We start from the raw sequence: 17,011 nt of genomic DNA, 5'->3' as shown, positions 1-17,011 counted from the left end.
GATCTCCGGGTAACGCCCGATCGCACCCCGATGTCCCATCATGTGGCACGTCGTAGGGTGGCGAGGGTGGAACCACTGACGAACTGGGCCGGCAACATCACCTTCGGCGCGCGGCAGGTGCACCGCCCGCGCTCCGTCGACGAGGTCCGCGATCTGGTCGCGGCCGCCACCGAGCTGCGCGTGCTGGGCAGCGGGCACTCGTTCAACCGGCTCGCCGACACCGGCGGCGACCTGGTGTCGCTGGCCGGCCTGCCGCGCACCGTCGAGATCGCCCCGGACCGGCGGGTCGTCCGGGTCGACGGCGGCATCCGCTACGGCGAGCTCGCCGCCCGCCTGCACGCCGAGGGCCTCGCCCTGCACAACATGGCCTCGCTGCCGCACATCTCGGTGGCCGGCGCGGTCGCCACCGCCACGCACGGCTCCGGTGTCGGCAACGGCAACCTGGCCACCGCGGTCGCCGGCGTGGAGATCGTCCGCGCCGACGGCGAGCTGGTCACCCTGTTCCGGGGCGACGACGACTTCCCCGGCTCGGTGGCCGCGCTCGGCGCCCTCGGCGCGGTCGTCGCGCTGACCCTGGACGTGCAGCCGGCCTTCGAGCTGCGGCAGTACGTCTACGACAACCTGCCGGCCGCCGCGGTCCGGTCGGAGCTGCCCGAGATCCTCGCCGACGGGTACAGCGTCAGCCTGTTCACCCGCTGGACGAGCACCGACGTCGACCAGGTCTGGCTGAAGCGGCGCGACCCGCTGACCGCCCCGGTGTTCCACGGCGCCACGCTGGCCGACGGCCCGCGTCACCCGGTGCCCGGCATGCCCGCCGAGAACTGCACCGAGCAGGGCGGCGTGCCCGGTCCCTGGCACGAGCGGCTGCCGCACTTCCGGATGGAGTTCACCCCGAGCAGCGGCGAGGAGCTGCAGTCCGAGTGGCACGTCCCGCTGGACCGGGCGAACGACGCGATCGACGCGGTGGCCGGGATCCGCGAGCGGGTCGCGGACGTCCTGCAAGTCTCCGAGCTGCGGACGATCGCCGCCGACGACCTGTGGCTGTCGCCCAACCACCAGCGGGACAGCCTGGCCCTGCACTTCACCTGGATCGCCGACACCGAGGCGGTGCTGCCGGTGGTCGCCGACGTGGAGCGGGTGCTCGCACCGCTGGGCGCCCGCCCGCACCTCGGCAAGATCTTCACCAGCGCGCCGGCGCTGCCCCGGGTGGCCGACTTCGCCGCGCTGGTGCGGCGCTTCGACCCGGCCGGGAAGTTCCGCAACGAGTTCCTGGCCCGGCTGCTCGGATGACCGCCCCCGGGGGCCGGCGTCAGCAGCCGCAGGCGGCGCCGGCCGGGGCGGTCAGCTCGTCCGCCGGGCGGGACCACTCGCCTTTCTCGTCGCGGACCGGGAAGCCCTCCCGGACCCAGTACTCGTAACCACCCAGCATCTCCTTGACCGGGTAGCCGAGCTTGGCGAACTCCAGGGCCGCCCGGGTGGCGCCGTTGCAGCCCGGCCCCCAGCAGTAGGTGACGACGGCGCTGCCCGCCGGGATCAGCTCGGCGGCCCGCGCGGCGATCTGCCCGGTCGGCAGATGCACCGCGGCCGGCAGGTGCCCCTGCCGCCAGGCCTCGTCGCTGCGGCTGTCGATCACCACGATGCCGGGCGTGCCGGCCTCGATGTCGTGGTGCACGTCGCTGACGTCGGTCTCGAAGCGGAGCCGGTTGCTGAAGTATTCGATCGCGCTGGTCATGGCACCGATCGTGCCGTTCCCGCGAGGTCCGGCCCAGTGGCGCGGATGTCATCCACCGCTAAGATCCCGCCATGCATCCGATACGCGGCAGAGGCCCACGGGTCACCGTGCTGGCCTTCGACGGGATGTCGGTGTTCGAGCTGGGCATCGTCTCCGAGGTGTTCGGCCTGCCCCGCCCGGAGTTCGACCGCCCCTGGTACGACCTGACCATCTGCGCCGAGACGCCCGGCCCGGTCCGGGTGGTCGGCGGCGCCACCCTGCACACCGAGCACGGCCTGGACGTCTTCGCGGACGCCGGGACGCTGATCGTCCCCGGCGTGCCGGACGTCCGCGCCGACCCGTCACCCGCCCTGGTCGCCACGCTGCGGTCGGCGCACGCCCGGGGCGCCCGGATCATGTCGATCTGCTCGGGCGCGTTCGCGCTGGCCGGCGCCGGGCTGCTGGACGGGCGCCGGGCCACCACCCACTGGCGCTACGCGGAGCTGCTGCGGACCCGCCATCCCCGGGTCCGGGTCGACGCGGACGTCCTCTACCTGGACGACGGCGACGTGCTGACCAGCGCGGGCAGCGCGGCCGGCCTGGACCTGTGCCTGCACGTGATCCGCCGTGACCACGGCCCGGCGATCGCCAACGCGGTGGCCCGCCGCCTGGTCGTGCAACCGCACCGGGACGGCGGGCAGGCCCAGTTCATCGAGGCGCCGGTGGCCGACGACCCGGCCGACGACCGGCTGGCCCGGAGCATGGAGTGGGCGCTCGGGAACCTGGCCGAGCCGATCACGGTCGAGGTGCTGGCCCGGCGGGCGCACATGTCGGCCCGGACCTACCTGCGGCATTTCGCCCGGGCCACCGGGACCACGCCGATCCGCTGGCTGATCGGCCAGCGGGTGCACGCCAGCCTGGCGCTGCTGGAGACGACCGGCTCGTCGGTCGAGGAGGTGGCCGCGACGGTCGGCTTCGACTCGCCGGTCACCTTCCGCCATCACTTCACCCGCGCGATGCGGACCTCCCCGTCCGCCTATCGCAGGGCGTTCGCCGTGTCCGAGGGGCCCTCGTAGGTCAGGCCGGCCCACAGCGCGGTCTGCCCGTCCAGCGGCCCGACCCACGCGGAGAACAGATAGCGCCCGTGCTCCCCCGGCGGGGTGCCGTAACTGCTGATGATCCGCGCGTCGCCGGGCGGGCTGGCGATCGCCGACGGGCAGGACGCGGTCACGTCCGGCGCGGCCGCCGGATCCATCCGCTTGCCGGCCCACTCGGCCAGGTCCGCGCAGGCCTGCGCGGTGGCCGGCGTGGTGGCCCAGAGCACGGTGAATCCGTTGTCGCCGAGCAGCACCGGCTTGCCGTCCCGCTCGGTCCACTGCGCGCCCGGCTCGGTCCCCTCGATGCTGGGCTGCGCGGCCGGCTCCTTGGCCACCGGCCAGCCTTCCGGCCCGCCGTAGGAGAGCACGCCGCTCAGCGCCAGATCCCGGTCCCCGGTCGGCGACGGCGGCCGGGTCGCGACCCAGGCGGCCAGGGCCAGCAGGACGAGCACCAGCACGCCGAGCGCGATGACGATCGGGCGGCGCCGGCGCGGGGCCGGGGCGGGGGTGGTGGCTTCCGGGCTGGTGTCAGTCACCAGCCCAGTGTCGGGCAAGCCCGCTCGTCCTGACGCCGCCGGGTGGCACGGTCACCGGATCCGCCCCGGGCAGCGGGATCGTCACCGCCTCGGCGCCGTGGTTGAACAGGAAGAGCAGCTCGCCCCGCCGGACCGCCTCGACCCGCGGCGGCAGCCCGGCCAGCACCGGCCGCACGCCGGCCTCGGCGGCCACCTGGTCCAGCACCCGGCGCAGCGCGTCGTCGCCCAGCCCGGGCGAGAGATACCAGGCGGAGCCCGCCCCGAACCGGTTCCGGGTGATCGCCGGGGCGCCGGCCAGCACGTCCCCGGCATAGCGGACCAGGGTCTGCGCGCCGGCCGTCTCGACCCGCTCGCTCCAGCGGATCGCCCGGTCACCGCTGTCCAGCGGGATCTCCGTGCCGAGCGCCAGCGGCCGCCACTCGACCACCCGGACCCCGAGCACGTCCCGGAAGGCGCCGGGATAGCCGCCGAGCCGGATCCGGCCGGCCGGGTCGGCGATCCCGCTGAGCGGCCCGACCACCAGGTGGCCACCGCCCGCGACGAACTCGCGCAGCACGTCCGCCGCCTCGTCGGACACCAGATAGAGGTGCGGCAGGACCACCACCCGGTACGCCGGGAGCCGCGCCGCCAGGTCGTCCAGCCCCGGGAAGACGAAGTCGGTGGCGATCCCGGATCGGTAGAACGCCCGGTGCGCCTGCTGCACCGCGGCCAGGTAGTCGAGGTCGGCGGCCGGCAGCCCGGCGCCCTGCAACGCCCACCAGGACGGCGCGTCCCAGCCGATCGCGACCCGCGCCTCGACCGTCCCGCCGACCCGGTCGCGCAGCGCGGCCAGCCGCCGCCCCAGCCCGACCGCCTCGCGGAACACCGGGCTGTCCGGCCCGGCGTGCGGCACCAGCGCCGAGTGGAACAGCTCGGCGCCGCCGCGCGGCTGCCGCCACTGGAAGTACATCGCCCCGCGCGAGCCCCGGGCCAGGTAGCCCAGGCTGTGCCGGGTGAGCCGGCCGGGCTCCTTGGCGTGCATCCGGCCGGGCGTGTAGATCAGATTCGGCGCGGTCTCCATGAGCAGCCACGCGCCGCCCTGCCCGGCGGCCCAGCCGCGGGCCAGGTCGCCGCCGAACGCGGTCTCCGCCTCGGCGCCGTCGCCGGCGTCGGCCGGGTAGTGGTCGACCGCGACCAGGTCCAGCTCGGCCGCCCAGCGCGCGTGGTCGACGCTGACCCAGCCGCCCTGGACGAAGTTCGTGGTGATCGGGATGTCCGGGTTGGCCGCCCGGAGCAGGTCGCGCTGCTCGACGAAGGCGCCGAGCAACTCGTCGGAGAGGAACCGGCGGAAGTCCAGCACCTGCGCCGGGTTCGGCAGGTACTGGGTGGCGCGCGGCGGCAGGATCTGCGCCCAGTCGGAATACCGCTGGCTCCAGAACGCGGTGGTCCACGCCTCGTTGAGCGCGTCCAGGTCACCGTGCTTCGTCCGCAGCCAGCCGCGGAAGGCGGCCGCGGTGAGGTCGCAGCGGCAGTCGGTGCCGTACTCGTTGTGGACGTGCCACAGCGCCAGCGCCGGGTGCCGGGCGTAGCGCTCGGCCAGCTTGCCGGCAACGGTGCGGGCGGCGGCGCGGTAGGCCGGGGCGGAGACGCAGTAGGTGTCCCGGCTGCCGTGGCTGAGCCGCACCCCGTCGGCGGTGACCGGCAGGCCCTCCGGATGCGCGCTGGTGAACCACGGCGGCGGCGACGCGGTCGGGGTGGCCAGCGCGACCTTGATCCCGCCGTCGTGCAGCCGGTCCATGATCCGGTCCAGCCAGCCGAACGTGAAGCGGCCCTCCTCCGGCTCCACATGCGACCACGCGAAGACCCCGAGCGAGACCATCGTGACGCCGGCCTGCCGCATCAGCGCGACGTCCTGCGCCCAGACCTCCTCGGGCCACTGCTCGGGGTTGTAGTCGCCGCCGAAGAACAGCATCGCACCACCTTGACTTTAGTTTTGACTCTGAACAAAGTAACACCGTGAACACCGAGTGGACCGAGGACTGGGAGCACGCGCTGATCACCGGCAACGGGCGGCAGGGGGCGCTGTGCCACGGCTCCCCCGCCGCGCTGCGGTTCACGCTGGCCCACGAGCGGGTCTTCCAGCCGGTCACCGAGCCGCTGCCGGCCCCGCTGACCGCTCCGGTGCTGCCCCGCCTGCGGGAGATGCTGCGGGACGGGCGGTTCGCCGAGGCCGCCACCGAAGTTGTCGAGCTGGCGAGCGCGGAGCATCCCGGCTTCGCCGAGACCCGCTGGATCGATCCGCTGATCGGCACGGCGACCCTCACGGTGATCCCGGACCGTCCGGGCCGCGGGTGGTCACGACAGACCGATTTCGGTACGGGCGTCGTGCGCCACCAGTGGGACGGCGTCACCTGCGAGGCGTTCCTCTCCCGCCCGGCCGACGCCCTGCTGGTCCGGCTCACCGGCTGCGCCGGGACGCTGTCGCTGGCCCCGGTCGACGGGACCCCGGAGCGCCCGGTCGACGTCACGGCCGGCGACTCGACGCTCACCGCACGGTTCCCCGGCGCGGACTGGCCGGGGGCGCTCGACGGATACACCGTCACGGCGCGCTCCTGGCGTACCCCGGACGGGCTTGTCATCGCGGCCCGCACCACGCCGGGCCTGGAACCGGCCGGCTTCGCCGCGCTGCCGGACTTCGACGCGCTGCTCGCGGCGCATGTCGCGGAGCACGGCGAGCTGGTCGGCCGCACCCGGCTGGACCTGCCCGGCGACCGGCGCGCGCAGCTGCTCTTCGACGCCGGGCGGTACGCGATCGTCAGCAGCACCGGCACCCGGCCGCCCACCCTGCAGGGCGTCTGGAGCGGCACCTGGTCGCCGCCGTGGCGCAGCGGCTGGACCATCGACGGCAACCTGCAGGCGGCTCTGCTGGCGGTGCACACCACCGGCACGCCGGAGCTGATGCCGCCGCTCTTCGACCTGCTCGACGAGCTGCGCGACGACCTGCGGGAGAACGCCCGGCGGCTGTACGGCGTGCCCGGCCTCTACGCGCCCGCCCACCTGGGCACGCACGGCAAGCAGAACCACTTCGGGCCGGTCTGGTGCCTGACCTTCTGGACCGCCGGCGCGGCCTGGCTGGGCCGGCTCTACCTGGAGCACTGGCAGCACACCGGCGACGCGTCGTTCCTGGCCGGGCGGGCCCTGCCCTACCTGCGCGAGGTGGCCGACTTCCACCTGGCGTTCGCCGAGATCGACGCGGGGCGGGCGCGGTTCAGCCCGTCCTACTCGCCGGAGAACCATCCGGCGAACACCGGCTCGCAGGCCACTGTGGACGCCGCGCTGGACGTGCAGGCGGTCGGCGACGTGCTGCGGGCGCTGCTGACGCACGACGCCGGGGATCCGCGGGCGCCGCGCTGGCGCGAGCTGCTCGACGCGCTGCCGCCGCACCGGGTCACCCGGGACGGCGAGCTGGCCGAGTGGCTGGATCCGCGCTTCGACGACAACCACGAGCACCGGCACTGCAGCCACCTCTATCCGTTCTTCTACGCCGGGGACCCGGTGATCGAGGCGGATCCGGCGCTGCGCGCCGCGGTGGTCGCGACGGTCCGGCGACGGTTGCGGTGGTGGTTGAGCGAGGCGTCCGACGAGATGGGGTACGGGCTGGCGCTGCTCGGCGTGGCCGCGGCCCGGCTCGGGCTGGCCGCCGAGGCGTATGCCGCGCTGACCCGGCTCGCCGAGGCCTACTGGCGGCCGACCCTGGTGCCGACTCACAACCGCGACCACATGTTCAACGTGGACCTGGCCGGCGGCTTCCCGGCGCTGGTCGCCGCGATGCTGCTGGCCAGCCGGGACGTGACCCCGGGCGGGCCGGCCCGGCTGAGTCTGCTCCCGGCGCTGCCCGGGCAGTGGCCGACCGGCAGCGTCCGGGGGCTGGTCGCGCGCGGCCCGGTGAGGGTCGAGCTGAGCTGGCAGCCGGGGGTGCTGGACGCGACGCTGACCTCGCCGGTCGCCCGCGACGCCGTGGTCACCTGGCCGGGCGGCACGGTCGAGGTCTCGCTGGCCGCCGGGGTGCCGCACGAGCTGCGGCTGCCACGGCGGCGGGGCTGACGGCGTACCGGAAAAGGCCGGGCTGACGGCGTACCGGAAGAAGACAGTGCGAACCGCCGGGCGGGACCGGAGCTGGGATCCGGACCCACCCGGCGGCGATTCGGGCGATGGCCGCAGGCCGAGCCCGGGTCAGCCCTTGACCGCGCCGACGATCACGCCCTTGGTGAAGTGGCGCTGCACGAAGGGGTAGACGATCAGGGCCGGGACCAGGGTGACCACCACGACGGCCATCTTGATCGCCAGGTTCGGCGGGGCGGAGTAACCGATGCCGGGCAGCACCACGCCGGTGCCGGCGTTGCTCGGCGACTGGCCGGCCAGGATGAACTGCTGCAGGACGCGCTGGACCGGCTGCAGGTCGTTGCGGTCGAGGTAGAGGACGGCGTTGAAGAAGGTGTTCCAGTAACCGACCGCGTAGAAGAGGCCGACCACCGCGGTGACCGCCTTGGACAGCGGCAGCACGATCCGCAGCAGGATCCGGACCTCGCCGGCGCCGTCGATCCGCGCGCTGTCGAACAGCTCCTGTGGGATGCCCATGAAGAACGCCCGGAGCACCACCAGGTTGAACGCGCTCACCGCGGCCGGCACCACCAGGGCCAGCAGGTTGTCCTTGAGGCCCAGCCCGGTGACCACCAGGTAGCTCGGGATCATGCCCGGGTAGATCAGGAAGGTGAGCAGGAAGTAGAACAGGATCGGCCGGTGGAGGAGCGTGCCGGCCCGGGACAGGCCGTAGGCGGCGAGCACCGTGACGGTCAGGCTGATCGCGGTGCCGATCACCGTGACGATCGTGCTGACCAGCACCGCGTCGGTGACCTGGCCGCCGGAGAAGATCACCACGTAGGCGGACGGGTTGAACTCGCGCGGGAGGAAGACGTAGCCGCCGGCCGCGTTGATCGTGTCGGTCGAGGAGAGGCTGGTGACCACCACGACCCAGAGCGGCACGAGGACGGACAGCACCACCGCGGTGATCACCACCCCCTTGCCGAACTGACCGACCAGGGTGGGCTTCTCCTCCCACACCGGGCGGCCGCTCGGTGTGCGGGGCTTCCGGAATTCAGCGGCGGTGGTCATGACTTGGCGTAGATCCCTTGCTCGCCGAGCTTGTGGGCGACCTTGTTGGCGCCCAGGATGAGCAGCAGTCCGACCAGCGCCTTGACCAGGCCGGCCGCGGCCCCGACGCCCCACTGCTGGACGCCGATGCCCTGGAAGTAGACGTAGGTGTCGAGCACCTCGGCGGCGTCCCGGCCGACCGCCTCCCGCTGCAGGAAGAACTGCTCGAAACCGACGTTGAGCGCGTCGCCCAGGCGCAGGATCAGCAGCAACACGATGACCGGGCGCAGGCCGGGCAGCGTGATGTGCCAGAACCGGCGCATCCGTCCGGCGCCGTCGGCCGCGGACGCCTCGTAGAGCGAGGGGTCGATGGCGGCCAGCGCGGCCAGGAAGACGATCATGCCCCAGCCGGCGTCCTTCCAGATCGCCTGCGAGGTGATCAGGAAGTAGAAGGTGTCCGGGTTGGTCATGAAGTCGGGGGCGGTCATCCCGTGGTCGCGCGCGGTCTGCGCGATCAGGCCGGCCCCGCCGAGCATCATCTGGAACAGCGAGATGACCAGCACCCAGCTGAAGAAGTGCGGCAGGTAGACCACGCTCTGCACGAACGACCGCAGCCGCGGCGACATGATGCTGTTCAGCAGGATCGCCAGCAGGATCGGGATCGGGAAGTAGAACACCAGCTGGAAGGCCGTGATGGCCAGGGTGTTGCGGACCGACTCCCAGAACGCCGGGGTCTCGAAAAGGTACTGGAAGTTGCCGAACCCGATCCACTCGCTGGACAGGAACGCGTCCAGCGGGGTGTCGCCGGCGAACGGGTTGTAGTCCTGGAACGCGATGATGGTGCCGAGCGCCGGCAGGTAGTGGAAGACCGCCAGCAGCAGCATGGCCGGCACGCACATCAGGATCAGCGGCCAGTCCCGCCGCAGCCGCGCGCCGAACGTCAGGGTCGTGGTGGCACTCGTGGCCGGGGCCGCCGGCTTGACGGCCCCTTCGACGATCGGTGAGCTGCTCATCGCCCGTTGTCTGCCAGGACCTTGGCGTAGAAGTCACGCGCCTGGTCGCCGCCGCCGGCCTTCCACTCCTGGACCACCTTGTCGAAGTCGGCGAGCGGGCGCCGGCCGCGCAGGATGTCGGTGATCTTGTCGTCGGTGGGTTGCTGGATCGCCGCCTGCGCGCTGGGCACCTCGACCTTGATCCCCTCCCACGGGTTCTTCTCCAGGTACTTGGTGGCGTCGTTGCCCCAGCCGACCAGGTCCTGCGCGTAGGTCGGCAGGTCCGGGTCGCTGACCACCACGGCGGGACGGCCGCCGAGGAAGATGAACTGGTTGGCGAACTCCTTGGTGAAGGTCTCGTTGGTCTTCGGGGCGCCGTCCGGCTGCCGGGTGAAGTGGGTGCCCTCGACGCCGTAGTTCTGCAGCTCCCACTCCTTGGTGCCGAACGGCGCCGCGGTGTAGTTGAGGACCCGCAGCAGCTCCCGTGTCCGGTCCTGGCCGAGCCCCTTCCGCACGAAGGTCCACATGATCGACGGGGTGCCCTGCCAGCGCACCGGCGGCGTGCCGGCGTCCGCGCCGAAGACCTTCACGGCCTGCATGGTGAAGCCCTTGCCCTCCCGGGTCTTCTCCCGCTGGGTCTCCTTCCAGGAGCCCAGGCCGGTGGCGTACGAGAAGATCTTCCCGGCCTTGAAGAGCGTGGTCACGTCGCCGCCCTTGCTGCTGGCCAGGTCGGGGTGGATCAGCTTCTCGGAGTAGATCCGGGCCATCCACTCGACCGCGCGCTGGTACTCCGGCGTCTCGTAGCGGTGCATCACCTTGCCGTCGGCGGTCTTGAACCAGCCGTTCTGCGAGCCCGGATTGCCGCAGATCTGCAGCACCTCCTGGAAGATGTCGCCGAACGCCCACTCCCCCTTGTCCGGGTCGGTGAACTTCTTGCCGAACTCATGGAGCGAGTCCAGGTCGGTCGGGGCGGCGATGCCCCGCTGGTCCGCGACGTCCTTGCGGATGAAGAGCGCGGTCGGGTACGGCGAGTCGGTCGGGAACGGGACGCCCATCAGCTTGCCGCCCCACACCGAGTCCTTCCAGGCCGCGGTGTCCAGACCGGCCAGCAGCGGGTAGCCGCTCACCTTGTCCCCGGCCAGGTACGGCGTCAGGTCCTCGAAGAGCACGTGCACGCCGTCCGAGAACCGGGCCAGCTTGTTGATCTCCCAGCCCGGGATGCAGGTCAGCTCGGGCACGTCCCGGGCGCCGAGCATGGTGTTCAGCTTGTCGCCGTAGGTGTTGCCGTCCTGCACGCTGAAGGTGATCGTGCCGCCCAGGTCGGCGCCGACCGCCTCGACGTACTTGTTCGACGACGGCGGCGCGGGGCCCCACCAGGGGGTGACCGCGGTGACCGGCTTGCCGGAGGTGATCGCCTTGTCGGTGATCGCGTCGACCAGGCCGGTCGGGTACTTCGTGTAGCCGTCGGCCATCGGCCGGATGCCCGCCACGTCCGGCTTGATCAGGCCGGAGTCCTTGAACGTCGGCACCACGCCGGCCGCCTCCTCGGCGTTGGTGGCCCCGCCGGCGGCGCTCGGCTTCTTGCTGCACCCGATCGCCAGAGAGGCCGCGCCGAGGCCGGCCAGGCCGAGGAATGTCCGCCTGCTCGTAGACGCGCTCACCGCGCACCTGCCTTCCTATGTGACTTTAGTTTGTCTAGGCTCTAAACTAAGTGCATCGAAGACAAGCTAACTGACGTCGCGAAACCCGACAAGACACGGTGGGAGCGCACCCACGGCGGGATGCGGCAAGATTGTGCACAGAGACGGCCGGCCGAGATCGGGAGCTTGACGTGACCACCACACGGGCGGAACCTCAACCGGCCGACTTCGCCGACGTGCGCACCACCAACCTCGCGGTGGTGCTGCGTCATCTGCGGGCCAACGGCCCGAGCTCGCGGGCCGCCATCGCGGCCTCCACCGGGCTGACCAAGGCCACCGTCTCCAGCCTGACCGGCGACCTGATCGGGCACCGGCTGCTGCGCGAGACCGGGCTGAGCGGCAACCGGATCGGGCGGCCGGCCACCGTGCTGGCCCTGGACGGCTCGGCGTACGCGTCGATCGGCCTGCAGGTCGCCCCGGACCGGCTCACCGCGCTCGCCGTCGACTACTCCGGCGAGCAGCTGCTGCTCTGGCACCGGGCGACGGTTCCGGCCGGCCCGGCCCCGGCCGAGATCGTCGCCCTTGCCCAGCGCGCCGCCTCCCGGGTCCGCCAGCAGGGCCGGCACGTCCTCGGGCTGACCCTGGCGGTGCCCGGCGACCTTCCCGGCGGCCCGTCCGGCGACGAGCTGCGCGACCGGGTGGCCGGCTCGCTGCGGCAGAAGGATCTGGTCGTCACGGTCGCCGGGCACGCCACGCTGGCCGCGGTCGCCGAGCAGCGCCGGGCCGGCCGGTCCAGCCTGGCCCTGGTCTCCGGCACGGCCGGCCTGTCGGCCGGGCTGATCATCGACGGGCACCCGGTGCGCGGCGGCCGGCTCGGGCACCTGGCGCTCGGCCCGGCGGGCACCCCGGCGCTGGGGGAGCAGGCCGGGATCACGCCGCTGATCCGCCGCGCACTGTCCGATGTCGACCCCGCGGCGCAGGCGGATCTGGCGCCCGCCGTCGAGCAGGTGGCGATCCGCGCCCGGACCGGCGACCGCACCACCCTCGCCGCGCTGCGGCACACCGGCGGTTACCTGGGCCAGGGCCTGGCGGCGCTGGTGAACCTGGTCGAGCCGGAAGTGATCGTGCTCGGCGACCACTACGCGACGCTCGCCGAGTGGCTGATCCCGGTCGCGGCCGACGAGCTGGCCCGGCTCACCCCGGCCGGCGACACCCCCGTCGTGGCGTCCGCGCTGGGCCTGTACGCGGCCGCACTCGGCGGCGCGGTGTCCCATCTTGATCAGGTCGACACCGGGCGCCTTCCCGATAACGATCGATGACCGAAGATGCCGCTCGCACCTTGACCTAGTCAGGACAGGGGTGCGAGCCTCATGGAACTCCGTCCGAAACATTCGCGAAACCACTCGCGTGGATCTCTTCGCCCGTTTGTCGAAGCGCTTCGACGATCGGGCACGGCCCCGAAGGAACACGGTGTGATGACCGAATCCCCCGCTCGCGTCGTCTTTCGCGACCCCCAGCAGAAACTCGCCACCCGCGTCGCCGACCTGCTCGCCCGGCTCAGCCTGCCGCAGAAGGTCGCCCTGCTCCACCAGTACCAGGCGCCGGTCCCGGAACTCGGCCTGGCCGCGTTCCGCACCGGCACCGAAGGCCTGCACGGCGTCGCCTGGCTGGGCGTCGCGACCGCCTTCCCCCAGGTGATCGGGCTGGCCAGCAGCTGGGACCCGGACCTGCTCCGCCGGGTCGGCACCGCGGTCGGCACCGAGGTGCGCGCCATGCACCACGCCGACCCCGCGGTCAGCCTGAACGTCTGGGCCCCGGTGGTGAACCTGCTGCGCGACCCGCGGTGGGGACGCAACGAGGAGGGGTACGCCGAGGACCCCTGGCTGACCGGGGTGCTCAGCACCGCGTACGCCGGCGGGCTGCGCGGCGACCATCCACAGTGGCTGCGCACCGCGCCCACACTGAAGCACTTCCTGGCCTACAACAACGAGACCGAGCGCCACCTCACCTCCAGCAACCTGCCGCCGCGGGTGCTGCACGAGTACGAGCTGCCCGCCTTCCGCCCGGCGATCGAGTCCGGCGCCGCGGTCGCCGTGATGGCCTCCTACAACCTGATCAACGGACGGCCGGCGCACGTCAGCCCGCTGATCAACGAGGTGCTGCGCGACTGGGCGGAAGACGACGTGATGGTGGTCGGCGACGCCTACGCGGTCCACAACCTCGGCGGCGACCAGCACTGGGCGGACGACCACGTGGCCGGATTCGCGGCCGCGCTGCGCGCCGGCGTCGACTGCGTCACCGAGGAGGGGCCGGACGCCGCGCCGACCGTCGCCCGGTTCACCTCGGCCCTGGACCGCGGGCTGATCACCGAGTCCGACGTGGACGCCGCGGTCCGGCACATCCTGTCGGTGCGGATCCGGCTCGGCGAGTTCAACCCGGACGAGGACCCGTACCGCGGGACCGGCCCCGAGGCGATCGACTGCCCGGCGCACCGGGAGCTGGCCCGGGAGGCGGCGCGCGCCTCGATCGTGCTGCTCAGCAACGACGGGATCCTGCCGCTCGACCCGGCCCGGAGCGGGCGGATCGCGGTGATCGGGCCGCTCGGCGACGCGGTGTTCGAGGACTGGTACAGCGGGACTCCGCCGTACCGGAGAACCCTCCGCGAGTCCCTCGGTGACGTGCTGTTCCACGAGGGGGTGGACCGGGTGGTGCTGCGCGGTCTGGTCGTCGCGGACCAGGCGCTCCGGATCACCGACGGGCCGGGCTCCGCGTTCGACATCCTCGACTGGGGCCAGGAGACGATCTCCTTGCGTGCCGTGGAGACGGGGCTGTTCGTCGGCTTCGACGGCGACCGGATGACCTGCGACCAGCCCGGCCCGAACGGCTGGGAGGTCAAGGAGACCTTCACCTTCGTGCCGGTGGACGGCGGGGTGGCGCTGCGCCACGAGCAAACCGCGCGATTCTTGCGGGCCGGCCCGGACGGGCTGGTCCGGCCCACCGCCGCGGACGCCGCGCAGGCCACCGTCCTCACCGTCGACGTGCTGGTGGACGGGGTGACGGCGGCCGCCGAGCTGGCCGCCACGGCGGACGTGGTGGTGCTGGCGCTGGGCAACCACCCGATGGTCTGCGGGCGGGAGACGGTCGACCGCCGGGACCTGGACCTGCCCGGCACCCAGGACCAGCTGCTGCGCGCTGTCCGGGCCGCGAATCCTCGTACCGTCATGGTGTTGACCAGCAGTTATCCCTATGCGATCGGCTGGGCCAGGGAGCACCTGCCGGCTGTCGTCTGGTCCGCGCACGGCGGTCAGGAGCACGGCGCGGCGCTCGCCGACGTGCTGTTCGGCGCCGAGCCGTCCGGCCGGCTCACCCAGACCTGGTACGCCGACGACAGCGAACTGCCCGACCTGCTCGACTACGACATCATCGCCACCGACGCGACCTACCTCTACCACCGCGGGACGCCGCTGTTCCCGTTCGGCCACGGCCTCAGCTACACGAGTTTCCGCTTCGAAGACCTGGCTTCGAGTACGACCAGCGCGGACGCCGCCGGCACGGTGACGGTCAGCGTCGACGTGGTGAACACCGGCGACCGCCCCGGCGAGGAGGTGGTGCAGCTCTACACCCGGCAGCAACGGTCCCGGGTCAAGCAGCCGCTGCGCCGGCTCCGCGGCTACCGCCGGGTCCGGCTGGCACCCGGCGAGCGGACCCGGGTCACCTTCCACCTGGACGTCGCCGACCTGGCCTTCTGGGACGTCACCCGGTCCCGCTGGGTGGTCGAGACGGCCACCCACACGATCGCGGTCGGCAGCTCCAGCACCGACCTGCGGCTGACCACGACGCTGCGCGTCGACGGCGAGGAGATCCCACCGCGCGCGGCCCGCGCCGGCCTGCGCTTGATCGACAACGACGGGTACGCCGGCACCGTCCCGGTCGCGGTCACCGGCACTCCGGGCGAGGCCCTGCGCAGCGTCACCCCGGACGCGTGGGCCCTCTTCCACGACGTCGACCTGAACGGCGGCCTCCACCAGGTCACCGTCACCACCGCCGGCGTGCCCGGCACGGTCGTCCTGCGCCTGGACGACCCCTTCACCGGCCCCGTCCTGGCCACCCTCCCGGTCCCCCCACCCAGCAGCGGTCCGGGCTCCACCTCGGTCTCCGCGCCCACCGGCCACGCCGACTTCACCGCAGCTTCTTCACCCACCGGCCACGTCGGCCTCACCGCGGCTCCTCAGCCCACCGGCCACAGCGGCCTCACCGCGGCTTCTCCGCCCACCGGCCACGCCGGCCTCTCCGCGGCTTCTCCGCCCACCGGCCACGCCGGCCTCTCCGCGGCTTCTCCGCCCACCGGCCACGCCGGCCTCTCCGCGGCTTCTCCGCCCATCGCTCACGCCGGCCTCACTCCGGTGCAGGCCGCGATTGGTCCGGTGAGCGGCATCCACGACCTTTATGTCCTCTTCGACGCCCTTGACCTCACCGTCGCCACCGTCGACTTCTCCTGACCCATCGGCGTCGCCGAAGTCGCACGAAGATCGCCACCCCGGACCAGCCCCGCCGAGGCCGCACCGCGGCGGCCGGGGCGGCGGGCGGCGGCCGGGGCGGCGGGCGGCGGCCGGGGCGGCGGGCGGCGGCCGGGGCGGCGGGCGGCGGGCGGCGGCCGGTCCTGGCAGAGTCGGTTGGTGACGAGCCGGAGCGGGAGGCGGACATGACGGGTGCGGGGCAGGTGGCGGCGTTCGCCGGGGTGATCGCGCTGGCGGCGGTGTCGCCGGGGCCGGACTTCGCGGTGGTGGTGCGGCGGTCGATGGTGGCCGGGCGGTGGCACGGTGTGGTCGCCGGGATCGGGATCGCCACCGGCGTCTTCGTCTGGTCGGTGGCCGCCGCGATGGGCGTGGCCGCCCTGCTGGAAGCGTCCGCGGTCGCCTTCACCGCGGTCAAGCTGGCCGGCGCGGCCTATCTGCTCTGGCTCGGCGTCACCGCCCTGCTCGCCGCCCGCCGCGGCGGCGACTCCCCGCGGATCGGGGACGCGCCCCGCGCCGCGGCCCGGCCGTGGGTCTCCTACCGCGACGGCGTGCTCTGCAACATCTTCAACCCGAAGTGCGGCGTCTTCTTCATGGCCGTCCTCCCCCAGTTCGTCCCGATGGACGGCCGCCCCGCCGACGTCCTGCTGCTCTCCTCGGTGGCGGTGGCGGTGACCGTCACCTGGTTCACCATCGTCGCCACCCTGGTCGCCGCCCTGCGCCGCGTCCTGTCCCGCCCTCGCGTCCGCCGCACCCTGGACGCCCTGACCGGCGCCGTCCTGGTAGCCCTCGGCCTGCGCCTGGCCACCACCAGCTGACTCGGCGTCACGCGCGCCCTCCGCCGGTGAAGACCCCGCCGCGAGTCCCGGCCCTACGAGTGTGTCCGCGCCCAGCCCGCGCGCCGGGCGGTACGAGCAGCCCCGCGGCGATAAGAAAGATGGCGACGAGGAGTAGCAACCTGCCTTTCAGCACCAGCGACTAAGTTCGGTCTCTGAACTGATGCCGACCGTCGGACATGGATACGGGCCATCCGGCGAGCGGGGGGACTGATCGCTCGATGGGATGGCCCGCGGTGTCCGGCCGCGCCGGTCCCGCTCCGTCGTCGAAGGGATCCCGCCAGGTGGCAATTCGGCAAGGACTCCACGTCCAGTACTCGGAGTCCAGTACTCGGTGTATTCCGCAAAAAGGCCGACTCGCGGAATGCTGACCTTTCCCGTAACCAATTCCAGCGGGGGTTCGAGCGGGTCCGACAGGGCTTGTCACCTGCCAGTTCGCAACTTGCACGCTTTTCCGCTAACGACCCTCCTTTCTGGAAAGTGGCACACTCGAATCGCCGGTACGCATTGTCCCGGAGCGATTGCTGTACGTACTCTGTTGGTCAACCATCATCG

General features: G+C 72.8%; 12 protein-coding genes. 6 read left to right on the top strand and 6 right to left on the bottom strand.

Features of this window, described 5'->3' with window-relative positions:
* Positions 1-66 precede the first annotated feature (66 nt).
* Positions 67-1,290: an FAD-binding protein gene (locus BJY16_RS13810; RefSeq protein ID WP_239177351.1), complete on the top strand. Its 1,224-nt coding sequence runs from the start codon at positions 67-69 to the stop codon at positions 1,288-1,290.
* A gap of 19 nt (positions 1,291-1,309) precedes the next feature.
* Here the strand turns inward: BJY16_RS13810 and BJY16_RS13805 are convergent, their stop codons facing one another.
* Positions 1,310-1,732, bottom strand: a complete 423-nt coding sequence (locus tag BJY16_RS13805; protein WP_185039849.1) for a rhodanese-like domain-containing protein — start codon at positions 1,730-1,732, stop codon at positions 1,310-1,312.
* A gap of 71 nt (positions 1,733-1,803) precedes the next feature.
* Here BJY16_RS13805 and ftrA point away from each other — a divergent pair, with 71 nt between their 5' ends.
* On the top strand, positions 1,804-2,787 hold the full coding sequence (ftrA, locus tag BJY16_RS13800; protein WP_185039848.1) for a transcriptional regulator FtrA: 984 nt from the start codon (positions 1,804-1,806) through the stop codon (positions 2,785-2,787).
* Here the strand turns inward: ftrA and BJY16_RS13795 are convergent.
* Entirely contained in the window at positions 2,748-3,344 is a 597-nt protein-coding gene (locus BJY16_RS13795; RefSeq protein ID WP_185039847.1) for a hypothetical protein, read from the bottom strand. The two genes, ftrA and BJY16_RS13795, sit on opposite strands and share 40 nt — an antisense overlap.
* Positions 3,337-5,295: a beta-galactosidase gene (locus BJY16_RS13790; protein WP_185039846.1), complete on the bottom strand. Its 1,959-nt coding sequence runs from the start codon at positions 5,293-5,295 to the stop codon at positions 3,337-3,339. The genes BJY16_RS13795 and BJY16_RS13790 overlap by 8 nt, the downstream gene beginning before the upstream one ends.
* A 44-nt stretch (positions 5,296-5,339) precedes the next feature.
* Here BJY16_RS13790 and BJY16_RS13785 point away from each other — a divergent pair, with 44 nt between their 5' ends.
* On the top strand, positions 5,340-7,427 hold the full coding sequence (locus BJY16_RS13785) for a glycosyl hydrolase family 95 catalytic domain-containing protein (protein ID WP_185039845.1): 2,088 nt from the start codon (positions 5,340-5,342) through the stop codon (positions 7,425-7,427).
* Positions 7,428-7,556: 129 nt separating this feature from the next.
* On the opposite strand, the gene BJY16_RS13780 is transcribed toward BJY16_RS13785, so the two are convergent.
* Genes BJY16_RS13780 through BJY16_RS13770 form a run of 3 tightly spaced genes read right to left on the bottom strand, consistent with a single transcriptional unit; the run spans position 7,557 to position 11,127 of the window.
* Positions 7,557-8,495: a carbohydrate ABC transporter permease gene (locus BJY16_RS13780; RefSeq protein ID WP_185039844.1), complete on the bottom strand. Its 939-nt coding sequence runs from the start codon at positions 8,493-8,495 to the stop codon at positions 7,557-7,559.
* On the bottom strand, positions 8,492-9,487 hold the full coding sequence (locus BJY16_RS13775; RefSeq protein ID WP_185039843.1) for an ABC transporter permease: 996 nt from the start codon (positions 9,485-9,487) through the stop codon (positions 8,492-8,494). Before BJY16_RS13775 ends, BJY16_RS13780 begins: the two co-directional genes overlap by 4 nt.
* The gene (locus tag BJY16_RS13770) at positions 9,484-11,127 is read right to left on the bottom strand and encodes an extracellular solute-binding protein (protein ID WP_185039842.1); all 1,644 of its coding nucleotides are present in this window, start codon (positions 11,125-11,127) and stop codon (positions 9,484-9,486) included. The genes BJY16_RS13775 and BJY16_RS13770 overlap by 4 nt, the downstream gene beginning before the upstream one ends.
* Positions 11,128-11,297: 170 nt before the next feature.
* Between BJY16_RS13770 and BJY16_RS13765 the strand changes: the two genes are divergently transcribed.
* The 3 genes from BJY16_RS13765 to BJY16_RS13755 all read left to right on the top strand — a co-directional run bounded on the left by BJY16_RS13765 (position 11,298) and on the right by BJY16_RS13755 (position 16,438).
* Complete coding sequence (locus BJY16_RS13765; RefSeq protein WP_185039841.1) at positions 11,298-12,425, top strand: ROK family protein; 1,128 nt, start codon at positions 11,298-11,300, stop codon at positions 12,423-12,425.
* A 156-nt stretch (positions 12,426-12,581) separates the two neighbouring features.
* Positions 12,582-15,605, top strand: coding sequence for a glycoside hydrolase family 3 protein (locus tag BJY16_RS13760; RefSeq protein ID WP_260418281.1), 3,024 nt, complete (start codon positions 12,582-12,584; stop codon positions 15,603-15,605).
* Between the two features lie 203 nt (positions 15,606-15,808).
* Positions 15,809-16,438, top strand: a complete 630-nt coding sequence (locus BJY16_RS13755; RefSeq protein ID WP_185039840.1) for a LysE family translocator — start codon at positions 15,809-15,811, stop codon at positions 16,436-16,438.
* Positions 16,439-17,011: the final 573 nt, after the last annotated feature.

Source organism: Actinoplanes octamycinicus (genome assembly GCF_014205225.1).
GTDB classification, from domain to species: domain Bacteria; phylum Actinomycetota; class Actinomycetes; order Mycobacteriales; family Micromonosporaceae; genus Actinoplanes; species Actinoplanes octamycinicus.
This window is presented reverse-complemented; position numbering and strand designations above follow the sequence as displayed.

What these genes read in the sequence shown, in the direction of transcription:
- BJY16_RS13805 (WP_185039849.1), bottom strand. Translation starts at nt 1,732, where the DNA reads ATGACCAGCGCGATCGAATACTTCAGCAACCGGCTCCGCTTCGAGACC.
- ftrA (WP_185039848.1), top strand. Translation starts at nt 1,804, where the DNA reads ATGCATCCGATACGCGGCAGAGGCCCACGGGTCACCGTGCTGGCCTTC.
- BJY16_RS13790 (WP_185039846.1), bottom strand. Translation starts at nt 5,295, where the DNA reads ATGCTGTTCTTCGGCGGCGACTACAACCCCGAGCAGTGGCCCGAGGAG.
- BJY16_RS13780 (WP_185039844.1), bottom strand. Translation starts at nt 8,495, where the DNA reads ATGACCACCGCCGCTGAATTCCGGAAGCCCCGCACACCGAGCGGCCGC.
- BJY16_RS13775 (WP_185039843.1), bottom strand. Translation starts at nt 9,487, where the DNA reads ATGAGCAGCTCACCGATCGTCGAAGGGGCCGTCAAGCCGGCGGCCCCG.
- BJY16_RS13760 (WP_260418281.1), top strand. Translation starts at nt 12,582, where the DNA reads ATGACCGAATCCCCCGCTCGCGTCGTCTTTCGCGACCCCCAGCAGAAA.
- BJY16_RS13755 (WP_185039840.1), top strand. Translation starts at nt 15,809, where the DNA reads ATGACGGGTGCGGGGCAGGTGGCGGCGTTCGCCGGGGTGATCGCGCTG.